The organism is Escherichia sp. XD33 (assembly GCF_019375075.1).
GTDB lineage: Bacteria > Pseudomonadota > Gammaproteobacteria > Enterobacterales > Enterobacteriaceae > Enterobacter > Enterobacter flexneri_A.
In genome coordinates, this window is record NZ_JAENDM010000014.1 from 90,645 (window position 1) to 107,469 (window position 16,825).

The window sequence follows — 16,825 nt, forward strand, 5'->3', positions numbered from 1 at the left end:
ATATACAGAAGGGAAATAATGACATGCAAGATGGAATAAGGGGCGGCATAAGCCACCCCTGTTTCACACAAACGGTTTACAAAATAACCGGTAGATTGTTACCGCCACATCGCGTGTTTATCGCGATAGCAATCGACCCACATCGCCGTCGCGCCACAAACGGCAACGGGCATGATGAACAGATTAAGCAGCGGGATCATCGTAAACAGGCTGGTTAAAGCACCAAACTGCATATTGGTGATTTTGCGTGTGCGCAGGGCGGTGCGCATCTCTTTAAACGGCACTTTGTGGTTATCGAAGGGGTAATCGCAATACTGGATGGCTAACATCCAGGCGCTAAACAGGAACCACAGTACCGGCGCGACGGTTTGCCCAATACCAGGGATGAAGTAAAGAATTAGTAATACAATTGCGCGCGGCAGATACCAGGCAAATTTTTGCCATTCGCGTTTCATGATTCGCGGCACATCTTTCATGATACCGAAAATCCCGGTATCTGGCGGTGTAGCGCCAGTCAATCGTGCTTCCAGTTGTTCAGCCAATAAACCGTTAAACGGAGCGGCAATCCAGTTAGCAATCGTGGAGAAGAAATAGCCAAACACTAACAGCACAGAGATGACAGCCAGAGGCCACAACAGATAACTCAGCCATTGTAGCCAGTCCGGAACGTAACTCATGAGAGTCGGGATCCAGACATCGAGCTGTGTAAAGAGCCACCAGAATGCGCCCCCCATCAACAAAATATTGACCAGCAGCGGTAAAATAACGAAACGCCGAATCCCAGGTTGCGAGACGAGCTTCCAGCCTTGCGCAAAATAGTAAAAACCGCTGCGTGGGGCAGATGTGAATGATGAAATCATAATCAGGATGAGCTCCTTTTGACCAATCCCAGGAAAATTCTGCGTATTTTACCGGGTAATTGCGCAATGGACAGTTAGGATATGTTCGAAAAAACAGCAAAAAGCACGATTTCATCTATCTTTGTGCTGTGAAAGTTAATAGTGCACTTGCACTTGAGGTAATCGGCAAATACTCTTAGTGAGTAAATGTTTGCCGTGGTGGCAAGGTGTTAGAACAACAGAGAATATAATGATGCAGGATTTGCGTCTGATATTAATCATTGTTGGCGCGATCGCCATAATCGCTTTACTGGTACATGGTTTCTGGACCAGCCGTAAAGAACGATCTTCTATGTTCCGCGATCGGCCATTAAAACGAATGAAGTCAAAACGTGACGACGATTCTTATGACGAGGATGTCGAAGATGATGAGGGCGTTGGTGAGGTTCGTGTTCACCGCGTGAATCATGCCCCGGCTAACGCTCAGGAGCATGAGGCTGCTCGTCCGTCGCCGCAACACCAGTACCAACCGCCTTATGCGTCTGCGCAGCCGCGTCAACCGGTCCAGCAGCTGCCTGAAGCGCAGGTACCGCCGCAACATGCTCCGCATCCAGCGCAGCCGGTGCAGCAGCCTGCCTATCAGCCGCAGCCTGAACAGCCGTTGCAGCAGCCAGTTTCGCCACAGGTCGCGCCAGCGCCGCAGCCTGTGCATTCAGCACCGCAACCGGCACAACAGGCTTTCCAGCCTGCAGAACCCGTAGCGGCACCACAGCCTGAGCCTGTAGCGGAACCTGCTCCAGTTATGGATAAACCGAAGCGCAAAGAAGCGGTGATTATCATGAACGTCGCGGCGCATCACGGTAGCGAGCTAAACGGTGAACTGCTTCTTAACAGCATTCAACAAGCGGGCTTCATTTTTGGCGATATGAATATTTACCATCGTCATCTTAGCCCGGATGGCAGCGGCCCGGCGTTATTCAGCCTAGCGAATATGGTGAAACCGGGAACCTTTGATCCTGAAATGAAGGATTTCACTACTCCGGGTGTCACTATCTTTATGCAGGTACCGTCTTACGGTGACGAGCTGCAGAACTTCAAGCTGATGCTGCAATCTGCGCAGCATATTGCCGATGAAGTGGGCGGTGTCGTGCTTGACGATCAGCGCCGTATGATGACTCCGCAGAAATTGCGCGAGTACCAGGACATCATCCGCGAAGTCAAAGACGCCAACGCCTGATACACTTAAGGCAAATTAACTCCTCTTCGAACCCCCGCTTGTCGGGGGTTTTTAGCATTGATGGTGCGATATGGAATCAATCGAACAACAACTGACAGAACTGCGAACGACGCTTCGCCATCATGAATATCTTTATCATGTGATGGATGCGCCGGAAATTCCCGACGCTGAATACGACAGGCTGATGCGCGAACTGCGCGAGCTGGAAACCAAACATCCAGAACTGATTACGCCTGATTCGCCTACTCAACGTGTAGGCGCTGCGCCGCTGGCGGCTTTCAGCCAGATACGCCATGAAGTACCAATGCTGTCACTGGATAACGTTTTTGATGAAGAAAGCTTTCTTGCTTTCAACAAACGTGTGCAGGACCGTCTGAAAAACAACGAGAAAGTCACCTGGTGCTGTGAGCTGAAGCTGGATGGTCTTGCCGTCAGTATTCTGTATGAAAATGGCGTTTTAGTCAGTGCCGCGACCCGTGGCGATGGCACCACCGGGGAAGATATCACGTCTAATGTGCGTACTATTCGCGCCATTCCGCTGAAGCTGCACGGAGAGAATATCCCGGCGCGTCTGGAAGTGCGTGGTGAAGTGTTCCTGCCGCAGGCGGGGTTCGAAAAGATTAACGAAGATGCGCGACGCACGGGCGGGAAAGTGTTTGCTAACCCACGTAATGCGGCAGCTGGTTCACTGCGTCAGCTTGATCCGCGTATTACAGCGAAGCGACCGCTCACTTTTTTCTGCTATGGCGTTGGTGTTCTGGAAGGTGGCGAGCTGCCGGATACTCATCTTGGCCGTTTACTGCAATTTAAAAAGTGGGGGTTGCCGGTCAGCGATCGGGTAACGCTTTGTGAATCGGCGGAAGAAGTGCTGGCGTTCTATCACAAAGTGGAAGAAGACCGCCCGACGCTGGGCTTTGATATCGACGGCGTGGTGATTAAGGTCAACTCACTGGCACAGCAGGAGCAGCTTGGCTTTGTCGCGCGTGCCCCGCGCTGGGCGGTAGCGTTTAAATTCCCGGCGCAGGAGCAGATGACCTTTGTGCGTGACGTCGAGTTTCAGGTTGGGCGTACTGGCGCGATTACGCCTGTTGCGCGTCTGGAACCTGTCCATGTTGCAGGCGTGCTGGTGAGTAACGCAACCTTACACAATGCGGATGAAATCGAACGTCTTGGTTTACGCATTGGCGATAAAGTGGTGATTCGCCGCGCTGGCGACGTGATCCCGCAGGTGGTTAACGTCGTGCTTTCTGAACGCCCGGAAGATACCCGTGAGGTTGTATTCCCGACGCATTGTCCGGTATGTGGTTCTGACGTTGAGCGTGTGGAAGGTGAAGCGGTTGCCCGCTGTACCGGTGGCCTGATTTGCGGTGCGCAGCGTAAAGAGTCGCTGAAACACTTTGTTTCCCGCCGTGCGATGGATGTTGACGGAATGGGCGACAAAATCATCGATCAGCTGGTTGAAAAAGAATATGTCCATACTCCGGCAGATCTGTTCAAACTCACCGCAGGCAAACTGACCGGACTGGAGCGTATGGGGCCAAAATCGGCACAAAACGTGGTTAACGCGCTGGAAAAAGCGAAAGAAACCACCTTTGCTCGCTTCCTCTATGCACTTGGCATCCGTGAAGTCGGCGAGGCCACCGCAGCAGGTCTGGCGGCATATTTCGGCACGCTGGAAGCGCTGGAAGCCGCTTCGATTGAAGAGCTGCAAAAGGTGCCTGATGTTGGCATTGTCGTTGCATCCCACGTTCACAACTTCTTTGCCGAAGAAAGCAACCGCAATGTCATCAGCGAGCTGTTGGCGGAAGGTGTTCACTGGCCTGCGCCGATCGTTATCAACGCGGAAGAGATTGACAGCCCGTTTGCTGGTAAAACCGTGGTGCTTACGGGCAGCTTAAGCCAGATGTCGCGTGATGACGCTAAAGCTCGACTGGTCGAACTGGGCGCGAAAGTCGCGGGCAGCGTGTCGAAGAAAACCGATCTGGTGATAGCGGGTGAAGCTGCAGGATCTAAACTGGCGAAGGCGCAGGAACTGGGCATTGAAGTCATCGACGAAGCGGAAATGCTGCGTTTGCTGGGTAGCTGAGATGGAAAAAGAGCAGCTGATTGAAATAGCCAATACGATAATGCCGTTTGGCAAATACAAAGGGCGTCGCTTAATCGACCTGCCGGAGGAGTATCTGCTGTGGTTTGCCCGCAAAGATGAGTTCCCGGCAGGGAAGCTCGGTGAGCTAATGCAAATCACGCTGCTGATTAAAACCGAGGGGCTGACGCAACTGGTCCAGCCCCTGAAGCGTCCGCTTTAAGCTTTATCGGCGCTGCTTTCCTGCTGCGCCTGTAACTGTTCGGTCTGGCGTTTGTATCGACGCGCCAGCACCGCACAGACCATCAATTGGATCTGATGGAAAATCATCAGGGGCAGCACCATCATACCGATCACCGATGTGGGGAACAGAATGTTTGCCATCGGGATGCCATTTGCCAGACTCTTTTTCGAACCACAAAAGACGATAGTAATTTCATCTGCCTTATTGAAGCTCAGTCGGCGTGCCATAAAGACGTTAACTACAATCACGATAGCCAGAAGAACGCAGCTGACCACCACGATAAACAGCAATGATCCCCAGCCAACTTTATGCCAGATACCATTAACGACGGCTTCGCTGAACGCTGTATAAACCACCAACAGAATGGACGTCTGGTCAGTTTTCGCAATCCATTTTTTATTGCGCGACACCCAGTCACCAATCCACGGCCGGGAAAGATGCCCCAACACAAACGGCAGCAGCAGTTGCAGCATAATTTTACCGACCTGCTCAAGGCTGCCCCCTGCACCGTGAACATTCATCACCAGACCAACCAGCAATGGTGAAAGGAAAATCCCCAGCAGGCTGGATGCCGACGCAGAACAAACCGCTGCCGCGACGTTACCGCCCGCCATTGACGTGAAGGCGATTGCAGACTGCACGGTAGCCGGGAGAATGCACAAGTAGAGAAAACCGGAGTAGAGCATCGGGTCGACATTTACCGGTTTCCACCAGGCAAACAGTACACCCAGAATCGGAAACAGCACGAAGGTGCTGCACATTACCCACAAATGCAGTCGCCAGTGACCACCGCCAGCAATAATCGCCTCACGCGACAACTTCGCGCCGTGCATAAAGAACAGCAGGGCAATAGCTGCGGTGGTCAGATTTTCAAAGAAGGGAACGAAATCGCCTCTGGCCGGAAAGAAAGAGGCCAGCAACACCACCGTGATCAGGGTTAAGGTGAAAGGATCGAGGATACGAAAAAGTTTCATAAAGACTCCAGATGATCGATGGTTCTATTGTGCTTCTTCCAGTTTGAGAAATAAAATTGATTTATTGCATCCATTCATGAAGAAAACAGATGAATTATTCTTTAAAACAATTAAAGGTTTTCGTCACAGTAGCGCAGGAGAAAAGTTTTAGTCGTGCAGGAGAGCGTATCGGCCTGAGCCAGTCGGCAGTGAGTCACAGTGTGAAGGAACTGGAAAATCATACTGGTGTTCGCCTGCTGGACAGAACCACGCGTGAAGTGGTGCTTACAGATGCAGGGCAGCAGCTGGCTTTGCGTCTTGAGCGACTGCTGGATGAACTGAACAGCACGTTGCGCGATACCGGGCGTATGGGGCAACAACTGAGCGGAAAAGTTCGGGTCGCTGCCAGCCAGACCATTTCCGCGCATCTTATTCCGCAATGCATTGCTGAAAGCCATCGCCGCTATCCAGATATTCAGTTTGTCCTGCACGATCGTCCGCAGCAGTGGGTAATGGAAAGTATTCGCCAGGGAGATGTCGATTTTGGCATCGTCATCGATCCAGGCCCAGTGGGCGATCTGCAATGTGAAGCGATTCTTTCCGAGCCTTTCTTTCTGCTTTGCCATCGCGATAGCGCTTTGGCCGTGGAAGATTATGTACCCTGGCAGGCATTACAGGGAGCGAAATTGGTGTTGCAGGATTACGCGTCAGGCAGCCGACCGCTGATTGACGCAGCGCTGGCGCGCAATGGTATTCAGGCGAATATTGTGCAGGAGATTGGACATCCGGCGACGCTGTTCCCGATGGTAGCCGCAGGCATCGGCATCAGTATTCTTCCCGCACTGGCGCTACCATTGCCTGAAGGTAGCCCACTGGTGGTAAAGCGCATTACGCCGGTTGTTGAACGCCAGTTGATGCTGGTGCGCAGGAAGAACCGTTCACTTTCCACCGCCGCTGAAGCTTTATGGGACGTGGTACGAGACCAGGGCAATGCGCTAATGGCTGGGCGGGAAGGGGATCCGTTGTATCAGATATAGAGTGAATTCATACTGCCGGGAGCCCCGGCAGTAATCAATCAGAAGTTAAATTTGATGGAGTAGATTATCGCATCCTGGTAAAAATCTTCGCCCAGTTTGTCATCCGCATATCGATACTGAATCCCCGTAGTAATGTGTGATGTTGCATTCCACCACAGTGCAACTGCGCCATTCAGCCCTTCTTTACCGCCATTACCCGCTGCATAGGTAGCGTCACGGTCAAACTCGTACTCGTTCCAGTTGGTAAGAGTGAATTTCTCGCTGCCCAGCATAAAGTTGTAACCTGCAACCCAGCCGGCGACATAGCCGTTGTCGCCAGTGTAATAGGTTTGATCTGTATAACGCTTAGCAAAGAACGGTTTGAACCACCAACCGCTGCCGGTGAAATTGTAGCCGATACCGTACAGGAACATATCGTCGTGGAAATTCACGCGATTCGCAGAACCGTAGGTGCCATACGCATGCAAGTAGAGATTAAATCCGGTGTCACCCAGGTAAATACGGTTGGTATTTTTAAAGGTATAACGCTGCTCGCTACCTGGTTTATTATGGCGACCGTTATAGAAGTTTTCCCAGTCGAAGAACCCGTACATTTCTCCCCAACTAAAGTTAGCGCCACCTTCAAATTCAAGATAACCAAAATCATCTTTGTGTGATTTGGTCGACGATTTTTCGGTAGTCCGGCTGGTCCAGTCCAGATAATGCACGCCGATATCTGCAAAACCGCCTTTAAATTCTGCATGAGATACAACAGGTATCGCTAATATAGAGGAAAGTGTCAGAGTTAAAAGATGTTTTTTCATAGCATAATTCCCTATGCCGATCGTTATTAGTAGATTGCTTAATAAAGTGGTTTGCTAAAAACGACATATTGTTAATGCAAAGGAATTAATATCGCCAATACAGTTTTTACCGTGGATTAATAGAGAAAAGATATAAATCCATCGATATCGAATCGCTATTGAATGCGTGAGAAAAGTGTATTGGTAAGAGCCGGGACAACCTCGCTATAAAAAGGCGTTAGATTCCACCCTACAGAAAAAGGATATGTATGTCTCAGGTTCAATTTTCTCATAACCCGCTGTTTTGCATAGATATTATCAAGACTTATAAACCTGATTTCACGCCACGAGTGGCCTTTATTTTAGGTTCCGGGCTCGGCGCGCTGGCCGATCAGATTGAGAACGCTGTCGCAATTTCCTACGAAAAGCTGCCGGGCTTCCCGGTAAGTACGGTACATGGTCATGCGGGGGAGTTAGTGCTGGGCCATCTCCAGGGCGTACCGGTGGTATGTATGAAAGGTCGCGGACATTTCTACGAAGGTCGTGGAATGACCATTATGACTGACGCAATTCGTACCTTTAAGCTGCTGGGCTGCGAGCTACTGTTCTGCACCAATGCGGCAGGCTCGCTGCGTCCGGAAGTGGGGGCAGGCAGCCTGGTCGCATTGAAAGATCATATCAACACCATGCCCGGTACGCCGATGGTGGGTCTTAACGATGATCGTTTTGGAGAGCGCTTCTTCTCACTGGCAAATGCCTACGATGCGGAATACCGCGCACTGTTACAAAAAGTGGCGAAAGAAGAGGGTTTCCCTCTGACGGAGGGCGTGTTCGTCTCGTATCCGGGGCCGAATTTCGAGACTGCGGCGGAAATTCGCATGATGCAAATTATTGGTGGGGATGTTGTTGGTATGTCTGTGGTGCCTGAGGTTATTTCAGCTCGCCATTGCGACCTTAAAGTCGTTGCGGTCTCTGCGATTACCAATATGGCGGAAGGTTTAAGCGATGTGAAATTGTCACATGCGCAAACGCTGGCGGCTGCGGAGCTCTCTAAGCAGAACTTCATCAACCTTATTTGTGGCTTTCTGCGCAAAATTGCCTGAGAAAAACAATAAGAAACGGCCTCGCGGGTGAGGCCAAATGATGCGACAAGGAAACGATTATGAGCATCGCGATGCGCTTAAAGGTAATGTCCTTTTTGCAATATTTTATCTGGGGGAGCTGGCTGGTTACCCTCGGCTCTTACATGATTAATACTCTTCATTTCACCGGCGCTAATGTTGGCATGGTTTACAGTTCCAAAGGGATCGCCGCGATTATTATGCCTGGTATAATGGGGATCATCGCAGACAAATGGCTGCGCGCAGAACGTGCATACATGCTGTGTCACCTGGTGTGTGCGGGCGTACTTTTTTATGCGGCATCCGTAACTGATCCGGATATGATGTTTTGGGTGATGTTAGTCAATGCGATGGCGTTTATGCCGACTATTGCGTTATCGAACAGCGTCTCTTATTCCTGTCTTGCCCAGGCAGGGCTTGACCCGGTGACCGCTTTCCCGCCCATTCGCGTTTTTGGTACGGTGGGGTTCATTGTCGCGATGTGGGCAGTAAGCCTGCTGCATCTGGAATTGAGTAGTCTGCAGCTGTATATCGCGTCCGGTGCGTCATTGCTGCTGTCGGCTTATGCGCTGACTTTGCCGAAGATTCCGGTTGCGGAGAAAAAAGCGACCACATCGCTTGCCAGCAAGCTGGGTCTGGATGCCTTCGTGCTGTTTAAAAATCCACGCATGGCCATCTTTTTCCTCTTTGCCATGATGCTGGGTGCGGTACTGCAAATTACCAACGTTTTTGGTAATCCGTTCCTACATGATTTCGCCCGTAACCCGGAGTTTGCTGACAGTTTTGTGGTGAAATATCCCTCCATTTTACTGTCAGTTTCACAGATGGCAGAAGTGGGCTTTATACTGACTATCCCATTCTTTTTAAAGCGATTTGGCATTAAAACCGTCATGCTGATGAGTATGGTGGCCTGGACGCTGCGCTTTGGCTTCTTCGCCTATGGCGATCCGTCAACAACCGGATTTATTTTGCTGCTGCTGTCGATGATTGTTTATGGCTGTGCATTCGATTTCTTCAATATTTCTGGTTCGGTATTTGTCGAACAGGAAGTTGATTCCAGCATTCGTGCCAGCGCGCAGGGGCTCTTTATGACCATGGTAAATGGTGTCGGCGCATGGGTTGGCTCGATTCTGAGTGGCATGGCAGTAGATTACTTTTCGGTGGATGGCGTAAAAGACTGGCAAACTATCTGGCTGGTGTTTGCAGGATATGCTCTTTTTCTCGCAGTGATATTTTTCTTTGGGTTTAAATATAATCATGACCCTGAAAAGATAAAGCATCGAGCGGTGACTCATTAAAAGGATTCGCGGCTCTGCTCTTCAGAGCTGCTTTTATGATAAAGGTTAATTAGTGAAAGATATTTTATTTTCTTCCGGCGTTGGTTTTGGTATTGGTGCTTTGTTTACAATCGTGCGCTTGCCTATTCCTGTACCAAATGTATTACCGGGTATATTATCCATTGTGTTTATGTATGTCGGATATCTGGTGGTGAAATACTTTATGCCATGATAATTTAATACGATGTATTTATTATATGGAGCACTTAATTATGGAACGCGTATACAGAACAGATCTTAAGTTGCTCCGTTATTTTCTTGCCGTAGCGGAAGAGTTGCATTTTGGCCGCGCAGCAGCGCGTTTAAATATGTCTCAGCCTCCGCTCAGCATTCATATTAAAGAGCTGGAAAATCAACTCGGCACGCAGCTTTTTATTCGCCATTCGCGCAGCGTCGTACTGACACACGCGGGCAAAATCTTGATGGAAGAATCGCGTCGATTGCTGGTGAATGCTAATAATGTATTGGCTCGGATTGAACAAATAGGTCGGGGAGAAGCAGGGCGGATTGAACTCGGCGTAGTGGGAACGGCAATGTGGGGACGGATGCGCCCGGTTATGCGGCGATTCCTCAGGGAAAATCCTAACGTTGACGTTCTTTTTCGCGAAAAGATGCCCGCGATGCAAATGGCCTTGCTGGAACGCCGCGAACTTGATGCCGGGATCTGGCGAATGGCGACAGAACCACCGACTGGTTTTACCAGCTTACGGTTGCATGAATCGGCGTTTCTGGTGGCGATGCCTGAAGAGCATCATCTCTCATCATTTTCCACCGTCCCGCTGGAAGCGCTACGTGATGAGTATTTTGTTACAATGCCGCCCGTTTACACTGACTGGGATTTTTTGCAGCGAGTTTGCCAGCAGGTGGGATTTTCACCGGTTGTTATTCGCGAAGTTAATGAACCGCAAACGGTACTCGCTATGGTCAGTATGGGCATTGGTATCACATTGATAGCGGACAGCTACGCACAAATGAACTGGCCAGGTGTCATTTTCCGTCCGCTCAAACAGCGCATCCCTGCAGATTTATATATTGTTTATGAAACACAGCAGGTGACGCCCGCGATGGTTAAGCTGTTGGCTGCATTGACACAGTAGGTGAGGAGACAGGAATTGCCGGAAATAGTAGTCTGCTAAGTGAAGCGCATCAGGCAATTTCGCAAATCGCAGATAGCAAAAAAGCGCCTTTAGGGCGCTTTTTTACATTGGTGGGTCGTGCAGGATGACTCGCTTCGCTCGCCCTTCGGGCCGTCGCCGCGAGCGGCTCCGTTGTTTCGCTGCGCTCAACTCAAACCTGCTGCAGGTTCGAATCTTTGAGTATCGCAGATAGTAAAAAAGCGCCTTTAGGGCGCTTTTTTACATTGGTGGGTCGTGCAGGATTCGAACCTGCGACCAATTGATTAAAAGTCAACTGCTCTACCAACTGAGCTAACGACCCGAAGTGGTGGGTGATGACGGGATCGAACCGCCGACCCCCTCCTTGTAAGGGAGGTGCTCTCCCAGCTGAGCTAATCACCCACTTCGGTACTTCACATTTTTACAAGAAATTTAGCTGGCGAGAAAGTGGTGGGTGATGACGGGATCGAACCGCCGACCCCCTCCTTGTAAGGGAGGTGCTCTCCCAGCTGAGCTAATCACCCACTTCTCAATTTCTTGCTACACGGCGGAGACTACATAAAGTAGTTGGTGGGTGATGACGGGATCGAACCGCCGACCCCCTCCTTGTAAGGGAGGTGCTCTCCCAGCTGAGCTAATCACCCCCGCTGTGTGGAGTCGCATTATAGGGAGAGTTCAAAATGAGTCAACGCATTTTCTAAAGAAATTGTTCGTTCGTCGTAAATTTAAGCAAGATGATCGCAAAACAGACCGTGTTGCGCAATTTGTCAACGAAAACAAGAATGCGTAAGGTAGAAACCCGAACTACATTGAGGAATCAGGCGGGAGTGATAGAATATCGCCCACTTAATTTTTCCAGGATTTGCCGGTTGTCGGCATCTTTCTAAACGTAAGGCCATTTCATGAAAATCAAAACTCGCTTCGCGCCAAGCCCAACAGGCTATCTGCACGTTGGCGGCGCGCGTACTGCTCTTTACTCCTGGCTTTTTGCACGTAACCACGGCGGTGAGTTCGTGCTGCGTATTGAAGACACCGATCTTGAGCGTTCCACGCCGGAAGCTATCGAAGCCATTATGGATGGCATGAACTGGCTGAGCCTGGAGTGGGATGAAGGTCCGTACTACCAGACCAAACGTTTTGATCGCTACAACGCGGTGATCGATCAGATGCTGGAAGAGGGCACTGCTTATAAATGCTATTGCTCTAAAGAGCGCCTGGAAGCGCTGCGCGAAGAGCAAATGGCGAAAGGTGAGAAGCCGCGTTATGACGGTCGCTGCCGCCACAGCCATGAGCATCATGCTGATGATGAACCGTGTGTTGTACGTTTTGCTAACCCGCAGGAAGGTTCTGTTGTTTTTGACGATCAGATCCGTGGTCCGATCGAGTTCAGCAACCAGGAACTGGACGATCTTATTATCCGCCGTACCGATGGTTCCCCAACCTATAACTTCTGTGTGGTTGTCGATGACTGGGATATGGAAATCACCCACGTTATCCGTGGCGAAGACCATATCAACAACACGCCACGCCAGATCAACATTCTTAAGGCCCTGAAAGCGCCGGTGCCGGTTTACGCGCACGTTTCTATGATCAATGGCGATGACGGTAAAAAACTGTCCAAACGTCACGGGGCAGTCAGCGTAATGCAGTATCGTGATGACGGTTATTTGCCAGAAGCACTGCTGAACTATCTGGTGCGTCTGGGCTGGTCCCACGGCGATCAGGAAATCTTCACTCGTGAAGAGATGATCAAATACTTCACTTTGAATGCCGTCAGCAAATCTGCCAGTGCGTTCAACACCGACAAGCTGCTGTGGCTGAACCATCACTACATTAACGCGCTGCCGCCGGAGTATGTTGCTACTCACTTACAGTGGCACATTGAGCAGGAAAATATCGATACCCGTAACGGCCCGCAGCTGGCTGATCTGGTGAAACTGCTGGGCGAACGCTGCAAGACGCTGAAAGAGATGGCACAGAGCTGCCGTTATTTCTACGAAGATTTTGCTGAGTTCGATGCCGACGCCGCGAAAAAACATCTGCGTCCGGTAGCGCGTCAGCCGCTGGAAGTGGTTCGTGACAAACTGGCCGCGATTACTGACTGGACCGCTGAAAACGTTCATCACGCTATTCAGGCGACGGCGGATGAGCTGGAAGTGGGTATGGGTAAAGTTGGTATGCCGCTGCGTGTCGCCGTAACCGGTGCGGGGCAGTCTCCAGCACTGGATGTTACCGTTCACGCAATTGGTAAGACCCGCAGTATCGAGCGTATCAACAAAGCGCTGGATTTTATTGCTGAACGCGAAAATCAGCAGTAATTAGCGTGTAAAAAGATAAACGGCAGGAGATAATATCCTGCCGTTTTTTATTTATGCTGATTCGTCAATATCGAGACGGGCGAGGAAATTGCGAATTCCTTCACGTGACAAAAATTGCGCGACTTTTTCCTGCTCAATGTCTGTCATATTATCTATCGCGTTGATGATTTGTCGATACGCCGGGGTGCGTGCTCCAGGAGCGTATTCAGCAATTCTCTCTTCAGCTTCCATCAACATTGGTGTGTTATGGAAGGCTGGCGTGTTCTGAATAAACTCGCAAACTTGCGTATCGACCAGAATAAGTCTGGCACGACCGCCTTTCACGCCGGGAAATTTTTCCGTTTTCCAGCCTTTTTCTCTGATCCAACGGTTAACAGTTTGTTTAGCCACACCGAGGCATTCAGCCAGTTCTTCGGTGGTCATTTTATTGCGTAATCTTTTCATATTATTTGCTATCGCGAATCCCTAAGCGTTGTAACAATCCGATAATCCCTTCCCGCAGAAGCAAGGATGTAAACTGTTTTTGTTCAACTGGCGTCATCTCTTTCGCCAGTGTCACCAGCAATACTTCAAGCGGCGCATCACCAGAAAGGGCAGGCGCTTCTCCCTGACCTTCTGGACGTTCAGCATTGCGAATATATTCACGAACCTGTTCATTGACGTGAACCAGTCGGGCTTTGCCACCCTGGACGCCAGGTTTTGGTGACGTTGTCCAGCCTTCCTTGCGTACCCATTTATTAATGGTCTGGCGGCTATAGCCGGTCAGTCTGGCAAGTTCATCTGGTGTCATCCTCTCCTTGAACATAACAATTCCCTGAATGTATGTGGGTCTATTAGTAGTTCATTTTATAACACCACTTTACAGGAAACCGTGACATGAATAACTACTGAATGCGAGCGGTTTTCCAAAATTGTTCATTTGCCTGATTTTTCAGCGATTGAAACTACACGTTGCAATTTGCCGTTGACACATTCGGGCGGAATTCATATGATGCCGCCCGTCAACTCGACAAGCTTTACGTGACGGGGCTATAGCTCAGCTGGGAGAGCGCTTGCATGGCATGCAAGAGGTCAGCGGTTCGATCCCGCTTAGCTCCACCAAATTTTGCACCCAGCAAACTTGGTACGTAAACGCATCGTGGGGCTATAGCTCAGCTGGGAGAGCGCTTGCATGGCATGCAAGAGGTCAGCGGTTCGATCCCGCTTAGCTCCACCAAATTTCCAACCCTCGCTGCAAAGCGGGGGTTTTTTGTCTCTGCTTTTTGCCGCTTTTGTAATACAGTCTACGTCCGGGTTAGTGCCGCCTGGTGAAAGCATCATTGGATGAAAAATCGGCAACAGGCTGGCCCCCTGTTTGCTTCGCGATGCGAATAAACTTATTATTTGTGTGCCTGAAAACCCCGATCAGTGAGAGTAGTGTACTCATGTTTGTGGAGCATAACCTGATAAAAAATATCAAGATATTCACACTAGCGTTTACGCTCACCGTGGTACTTATTCAGCTATCCCGTTTTATTTCGCCACTTGCCATTATCCATTCCAGTTATATCTTTCTGGCGTGGATGCCACTGTGCGTAATGCTGTCAATCTTGTTTATCTTTGGCTGGCGCGGTGTCGTTCCCGTTTTATGCGGGATGTTTTGCACCAATCTGTGGAACTTTCATCTCTCTTTTTTACAGACTGCGGTCATGCTCGGTAGCCAGACGTTTGTCGTGTTGTGTGCCTGCGCAATATTACGCTGGCAGCTGGGGACGCGTTGGCGTTATGGATTGACCAGCCGATATGTCTGGCAACGTCTGTTCTGGCTTGGTTTGGTGACGCCGATCGGCATCAAATGCAGCATGTATCTTGTGGGGAGCTTCTTTGATTTCCCGCTAAAGATATCCACCTTTTTCGGCGATGCGGATGCCATTTTCACGGTCGTTGATTTGCTAAGCCTTTTCACCGCTGTGCTGATTTACAACATGCTTTTCTACTATCTCACTCGCATGATTGTAAGTCCCCACTTTGCGCAGATATTGTGGCGCAGGGATATCGCTCCGTCGTTGGGCAAAGAGAAACGCGCATTTACCTTAAGCTGGCTGGCAGCGTTAAGCGTGCTGCTACTTCTGTTGTGCACACCTTATGAAAACGACTTTATTGCCGGTTACCTGGTACCCGTTTTCTTCATCATCTTTACCCTCGGGGTCGGTAAGCTTCGCTATCCGTTTTTAAATCTCACCTGGGCTGTTTCAACGCTTTGCCTTCTGAATTACAACCAGAACTTTTTGCAAGGGGTGGAAACCGAATATTCGCTGGCATTTATTCTTGCGGTGCTGATTTCCTTTAGCGTTTGCCTGCTCTATATGGTGCGCATTTATCATCGCAGTGAATGGCTTAATCGCCGCTGGCATTTGCAGGCGCTGACAGATCCGTTAACGCTCCTACCCAACTTTCGTGCGTTGGAACAAGCGCCGGAGCAAGAGGCGGGCAAGAGTTTTTGCTGCCTGCGCATTGATAATCTTGAGTTTATGAGTCGTCATTACGGCTTAATGATGCGCGTTCACTGTATCCGCTCAATTTGCCGTACGCTGCTGCCGTTGATGCAGGAAAACGAAAAGTTGTATCAATTGCCGGGTAGTGAACTGCTGTTAGTGCTGAGCGGGCCGGAAACGGAAGGGCGACTCCAGCATATGGTTAACATCCTGAATAGTCGGCAAATTCACTGGAACAATACCGGGCTGGATATGGGCTATGGTGCTGCCTGGGGGCGTTTTGATGGAAATCAGGAAACCCTGCAACCCTTGTTGGGGCAGTTAAGCTGGCTGGCGGAGCAATCCTGCGCACATCATCATGTGCTGGCGCTGGATAGCAGAGAGGAGATGGTTTCCGGGCAGACCACTAAACAGGTGCTATTGCTGAATACCATTCGCACGGCGTTAGATCAGGGTGATTTGCTGCTCTACGCCCAGCCAATTCGCAACAAAGAGGGTGAAGGTTATGATGAGATCCTCGCGCGACTGAAATATGACGGCGGCATTATGACCCCGGATAAGTTTCTGCCCCTTATTGCTCAGTTTAACCTTAGCGCGCGTTTTGATTTGCAAGTGCTGGAATCCTTGTTGAAGTGGCTGGCAACACACCCTTGCGACAAAAAAGGACCGCGCTTTTCAGTCAATTTAATGCCGCTCACGCTGCTGCAAAAGAATATTGCCGGGCGGATTATTCGTCTGTTTAAGCGTTATCACATCTCCCCGCAGGCGGTCATTCTTGAGATCACCGAGGAGCAGGCGTTTTCTAACGCAGAAAGCAGCATGTACAACATCGAGCAGCTGCATAAGTTTGGTTTCCGGATTGCGATTGATGACTTTGGCACCGGATATGCCAACTACGAACGGTTAAAGCGTTTGCAGGCTGATATCATCAAAATTGATGGCGTCTTTGTGAAAGATATTGTCACGAACACGCTGGATGCGATGATTGTGAGATCAATTACCGATCTGGCGAAAGCGAAGTCATTGAGTGTGGTCGCGGAGTTTGTCGAGACGCAACAGCAGCAGGCGCTATTGCATAAGCTCGGGGTGCAATATCTGCAAGGGTATTTGATTGGTCGCCCGCAGCCATTAGCTGATTAACAGGCGTAAAAAAACCGGGGAATTATCCCATAAGCGCTAACTTAAGGGTTGTGGTATTACGCCTGATATGATTTAACGTGCCGATGAATTACTCTCACGATAACTGGTCAGCAATTCTGGCCCATATTGGTAAGCCCGAAGAACT

Annotated in this window: 16 protein-coding genes, 6 tRNA genes and 1 other RNA gene; 13 read left to right on the forward strand and 10 right to left on the reverse strand. The window is 50.0% G+C overall.

Features of this window, described 5'->3' with window-relative positions; all coding sequences use genetic code 11:
* Positions 1–98: 98 nt before the first annotated feature.
* On the reverse strand, positions 99–860 hold the full coding sequence (gene cysZ, locus K0778_RS10845) for a sulfate transporter CysZ (RefSeq protein WP_063084692.1): 762 nt from the start codon (positions 858–860) through the stop codon (positions 99–101).
* Positions 861–1,089: 229 nt separating this feature from the next.
* Between cysZ and zipA the strand changes: the two genes are divergently transcribed.
* From zipA to K0778_RS10860, 3 genes are all read left to right on the forward strand, one after another.
* Positions 1,090–2,076, forward strand: a complete 987-nt coding sequence (gene zipA, locus K0778_RS10850; protein ID WP_001424320.1) for a cell division protein ZipA — start codon at positions 1,090–1,092, stop codon at positions 2,074–2,076.
* A 70-nt stretch (positions 2,077–2,146) separates the two neighbouring features.
* Positions 2,147–4,162 carry an NAD-dependent DNA ligase LigA gene (gene ligA / locus K0778_RS10855; RefSeq protein ID WP_000443661.1) on the forward strand — a complete coding sequence of 672 codons (2,016 nt, stop codon included), beginning with the start codon at positions 2,147–2,149 and terminating at the stop codon, positions 4,160–4,162.
* Position 4,163: 1 nt separating this feature from the next.
* Positions 4,164–4,382: a DUF3820 family protein gene (locus K0778_RS10860; RefSeq protein ID WP_000410201.1), complete on the forward strand. Its 219-nt coding sequence runs from the start codon at positions 4,164–4,166 to the stop codon at positions 4,380–4,382.
* On the opposite strand, the gene K0778_RS10865 is transcribed toward K0778_RS10860, so the two are convergent.
* The gene (locus K0778_RS10865; protein WP_000765610.1) at positions 4,379–5,377 is read right to left on the reverse strand and encodes a bile acid:sodium symporter family protein; all 999 of its coding nucleotides are present in this window, start codon (positions 5,375–5,377) and stop codon (positions 4,379–4,381) included. The two genes, K0778_RS10860 and K0778_RS10865, sit on opposite strands and share 4 nt — an antisense overlap.
* 89 nt (positions 5,378–5,466) lie before the next feature.
* Here K0778_RS10865 and K0778_RS10870 point away from each other — a divergent pair, with 89 nt between their 5' ends.
* Positions 5,467–6,393 carry a LysR family transcriptional regulator gene (locus K0778_RS10870; protein ID WP_001109794.1) on the forward strand — a complete coding sequence of 309 codons (927 nt, stop codon included), beginning with the start codon at positions 5,467–5,469 and terminating at the stop codon, positions 6,391–6,393.
* Positions 6,394–6,431: 38 nt separating this feature from the next.
* On the opposite strand, the gene K0778_RS10875 is transcribed toward K0778_RS10870, so the two are convergent.
* Positions 6,432–7,196, reverse strand: coding sequence for an outer membrane protein OmpK (locus K0778_RS10875; protein WP_000716421.1), 765 nt, complete (start codon positions 7,194–7,196; stop codon positions 6,432–6,434).
* A gap of 248 nt (positions 7,197–7,444) precedes the next feature.
* Here K0778_RS10875 and xapA point away from each other — a divergent pair, with 248 nt between their 5' ends.
* Genes xapA through xapR form a run of 4 tightly spaced genes read left to right on the forward strand, consistent with a single transcriptional unit; the run spans position 7,445 to position 10,730 of the window.
* Complete coding sequence (xapA, locus tag K0778_RS10880) at positions 7,445–8,278, forward strand: xanthosine phosphorylase (protein WP_000084573.1); 834 nt, start codon at positions 7,445–7,447, stop codon at positions 8,276–8,278.
* Between the two features lie 59 nt (positions 8,279–8,337).
* Positions 8,338–9,594: a xanthosine/proton symporter XapB gene (gene xapB, locus K0778_RS10885; protein ID WP_000020402.1), complete on the forward strand. Its 1,257-nt coding sequence runs from the start codon at positions 8,338–8,340 to the stop codon at positions 9,592–9,594.
* Positions 9,595–9,646: 52 nt separating this feature from the next.
* Positions 9,647–9,805, forward strand: a complete 159-nt coding sequence (locus K0778_RS10890; protein WP_000651752.1) for a DUF1427 family protein — start codon at positions 9,647–9,649, stop codon at positions 9,803–9,805.
* A 40-nt stretch (positions 9,806–9,845) separates the two neighbouring features.
* The gene (xapR, locus tag K0778_RS10895) at positions 9,846–10,730 is read left to right on the forward strand and encodes a DNA-binding transcriptional regulator XapR (RefSeq protein ID WP_000442949.1); all 885 of its coding nucleotides are present in this window, start codon (positions 9,846–9,848) and stop codon (positions 10,728–10,730) included.
* A gap of 108 nt (positions 10,731–10,838) precedes the next feature.
* On the opposite strand, the gene K0778_RS10900 is transcribed toward xapR, so the two are convergent.
* The 5 genes from K0778_RS10900 to K0778_RS10920 form a co-directional block, all read right to left on the reverse strand.
* Positions 10,839–10,964, reverse strand: a non-coding RNA gene (locus tag K0778_RS10900) — RtT sRNA.
* A 30-nt stretch (positions 10,965–10,994) separates the two neighbouring features.
* A tRNA-Lys gene (locus tag K0778_RS10905) sits at positions 10,995–11,070 on the reverse strand.
* Between the two features lie 4 nt (positions 11,071–11,074).
* Positions 11,075–11,150 (reverse strand) — tRNA-Val (locus tag K0778_RS10910).
* A gap of 46 nt (positions 11,151–11,196) precedes the next feature.
* A tRNA-Val gene (locus K0778_RS10915) sits at positions 11,197–11,272 on the reverse strand.
* 44 nt (positions 11,273–11,316) lie between these two features.
* Positions 11,317–11,392: transfer RNA gene (locus K0778_RS10920), tRNA-Val, on the reverse strand.
* Between the two features lie 258 nt (positions 11,393–11,650).
* Between K0778_RS10920 and gltX the strand changes: the two genes are divergently transcribed.
* On the forward strand, positions 11,651–13,066 hold the full coding sequence (gene gltX, locus K0778_RS10925; RefSeq protein ID WP_000695655.1) for a glutamate--tRNA ligase: 1,416 nt from the start codon (positions 11,651–11,653) through the stop codon (positions 13,064–13,066).
* Between the two features lie 51 nt (positions 13,067–13,117).
* Here gltX and K0778_RS10930 read toward each other — a convergent pair whose 3' ends face one another.
* Complete coding sequence (locus K0778_RS10930; RefSeq protein WP_063084691.1) at positions 13,118–13,510, reverse strand: YfeC-like transcriptional regulator; 393 nt, start codon at positions 13,508–13,510, stop codon at positions 13,118–13,120.
* 1 nt (position 13,511) lies between these two features.
* Positions 13,512–13,871 (reverse strand): YfeC-like transcriptional regulator, encoded by a 360-nt coding sequence (locus tag K0778_RS10935; RefSeq protein WP_000472021.1) that lies wholly within the window; start codon positions 13,869–13,871, stop codon positions 13,512–13,514.
* Positions 13,872–14,091: 220 nt separating this feature from the next.
* Between K0778_RS10935 and K0778_RS10940 the strand changes: the two genes are divergently transcribed.
* The 4 genes from K0778_RS10940 to K0778_RS27675 all read left to right on the forward strand — a co-directional run.
* Positions 14,092–14,167: transfer RNA gene (locus K0778_RS10940), tRNA-Ala, on the forward strand.
* Between the two features lie 39 nt (positions 14,168–14,206).
* Positions 14,207–14,282, forward strand: a tRNA-Ala gene (locus tag K0778_RS10945).
* Positions 14,283–14,490: 208 nt separating this feature from the next.
* Positions 14,491–16,680 carry a sensor domain-containing phosphodiesterase gene (locus K0778_RS10950; protein WP_000497400.1) on the forward strand — a complete coding sequence of 730 codons (2,190 nt, stop codon included), beginning with the start codon at positions 14,491–14,493 and terminating at the stop codon, positions 16,678–16,680.
* 83 nt (positions 16,681–16,763) lie between these two features.
* A partial coding sequence (locus K0778_RS27675; protein WP_223671452.1) for a hypothetical protein occupies positions 16,764–16,825 on the forward strand: 62 nt, incomplete at its 3' end.

Bases quoted from the DNA above. Each gene is read 5' to 3' on its own strand.
- cysZ (WP_063084692.1), bottom strand. From the start codon at position 860: ATGATTTCATCATTCACATCTGCCCCACGCAGCGGTTTTTACTATTTT.
- zipA (WP_001424320.1), top strand. From the start codon at position 1,090: ATGATGCAGGATTTGCGTCTGATATTAATCATTGTTGGCGCGATCGCC.
- ligA (WP_000443661.1), top strand. From the start codon at position 2,147: ATGGAATCAATCGAACAACAACTGACAGAACTGCGAACGACGCTTCGC.
- K0778_RS10860 (WP_000410201.1), top strand. From the start codon at position 4,164: ATGGAAAAAGAGCAGCTGATTGAAATAGCCAATACGATAATGCCGTTT.
- K0778_RS10865 (WP_000765610.1), bottom strand. From the start codon at position 5,377: ATGAAACTTTTTCGTATCCTCGATCCTTTCACCTTAACCCTGATCACG.
- K0778_RS10870 (WP_001109794.1), top strand. From the start codon at position 5,467: ATGAATTATTCTTTAAAACAATTAAAGGTTTTCGTCACAGTAGCGCAG.
- K0778_RS10875 (WP_000716421.1), bottom strand. From the start codon at position 7,196: ATGAAAAAACATCTTTTAACTCTGACACTTTCCTCTATATTAGCGATA.
- xapA (WP_000084573.1), top strand. From the start codon at position 7,445: ATGTCTCAGGTTCAATTTTCTCATAACCCGCTGTTTTGCATAGATATT.
- xapB (WP_000020402.1), top strand. From the start codon at position 8,338: ATGAGCATCGCGATGCGCTTAAAGGTAATGTCCTTTTTGCAATATTTT.
- xapR (WP_000442949.1), top strand. From the start codon at position 9,846: ATGGAACGCGTATACAGAACAGATCTTAAGTTGCTCCGTTATTTTCTT.
- gltX (WP_000695655.1), top strand. From the start codon at position 11,651: ATGAAAATCAAAACTCGCTTCGCGCCAAGCCCAACAGGCTATCTGCAC.
- K0778_RS10930 (WP_063084691.1), bottom strand. From the start codon at position 13,510: ATGAAAAGATTACGCAATAAAATGACCACCGAAGAACTGGCTGAATGC.
- K0778_RS10935 (WP_000472021.1), bottom strand. From the start codon at position 13,871: ATGTTCAAGGAGAGGATGACACCAGATGAACTTGCCAGACTGACCGGC.
- K0778_RS10950 (WP_000497400.1), top strand. From the start codon at position 14,491: ATGTTTGTGGAGCATAACCTGATAAAAAATATCAAGATATTCACACTA.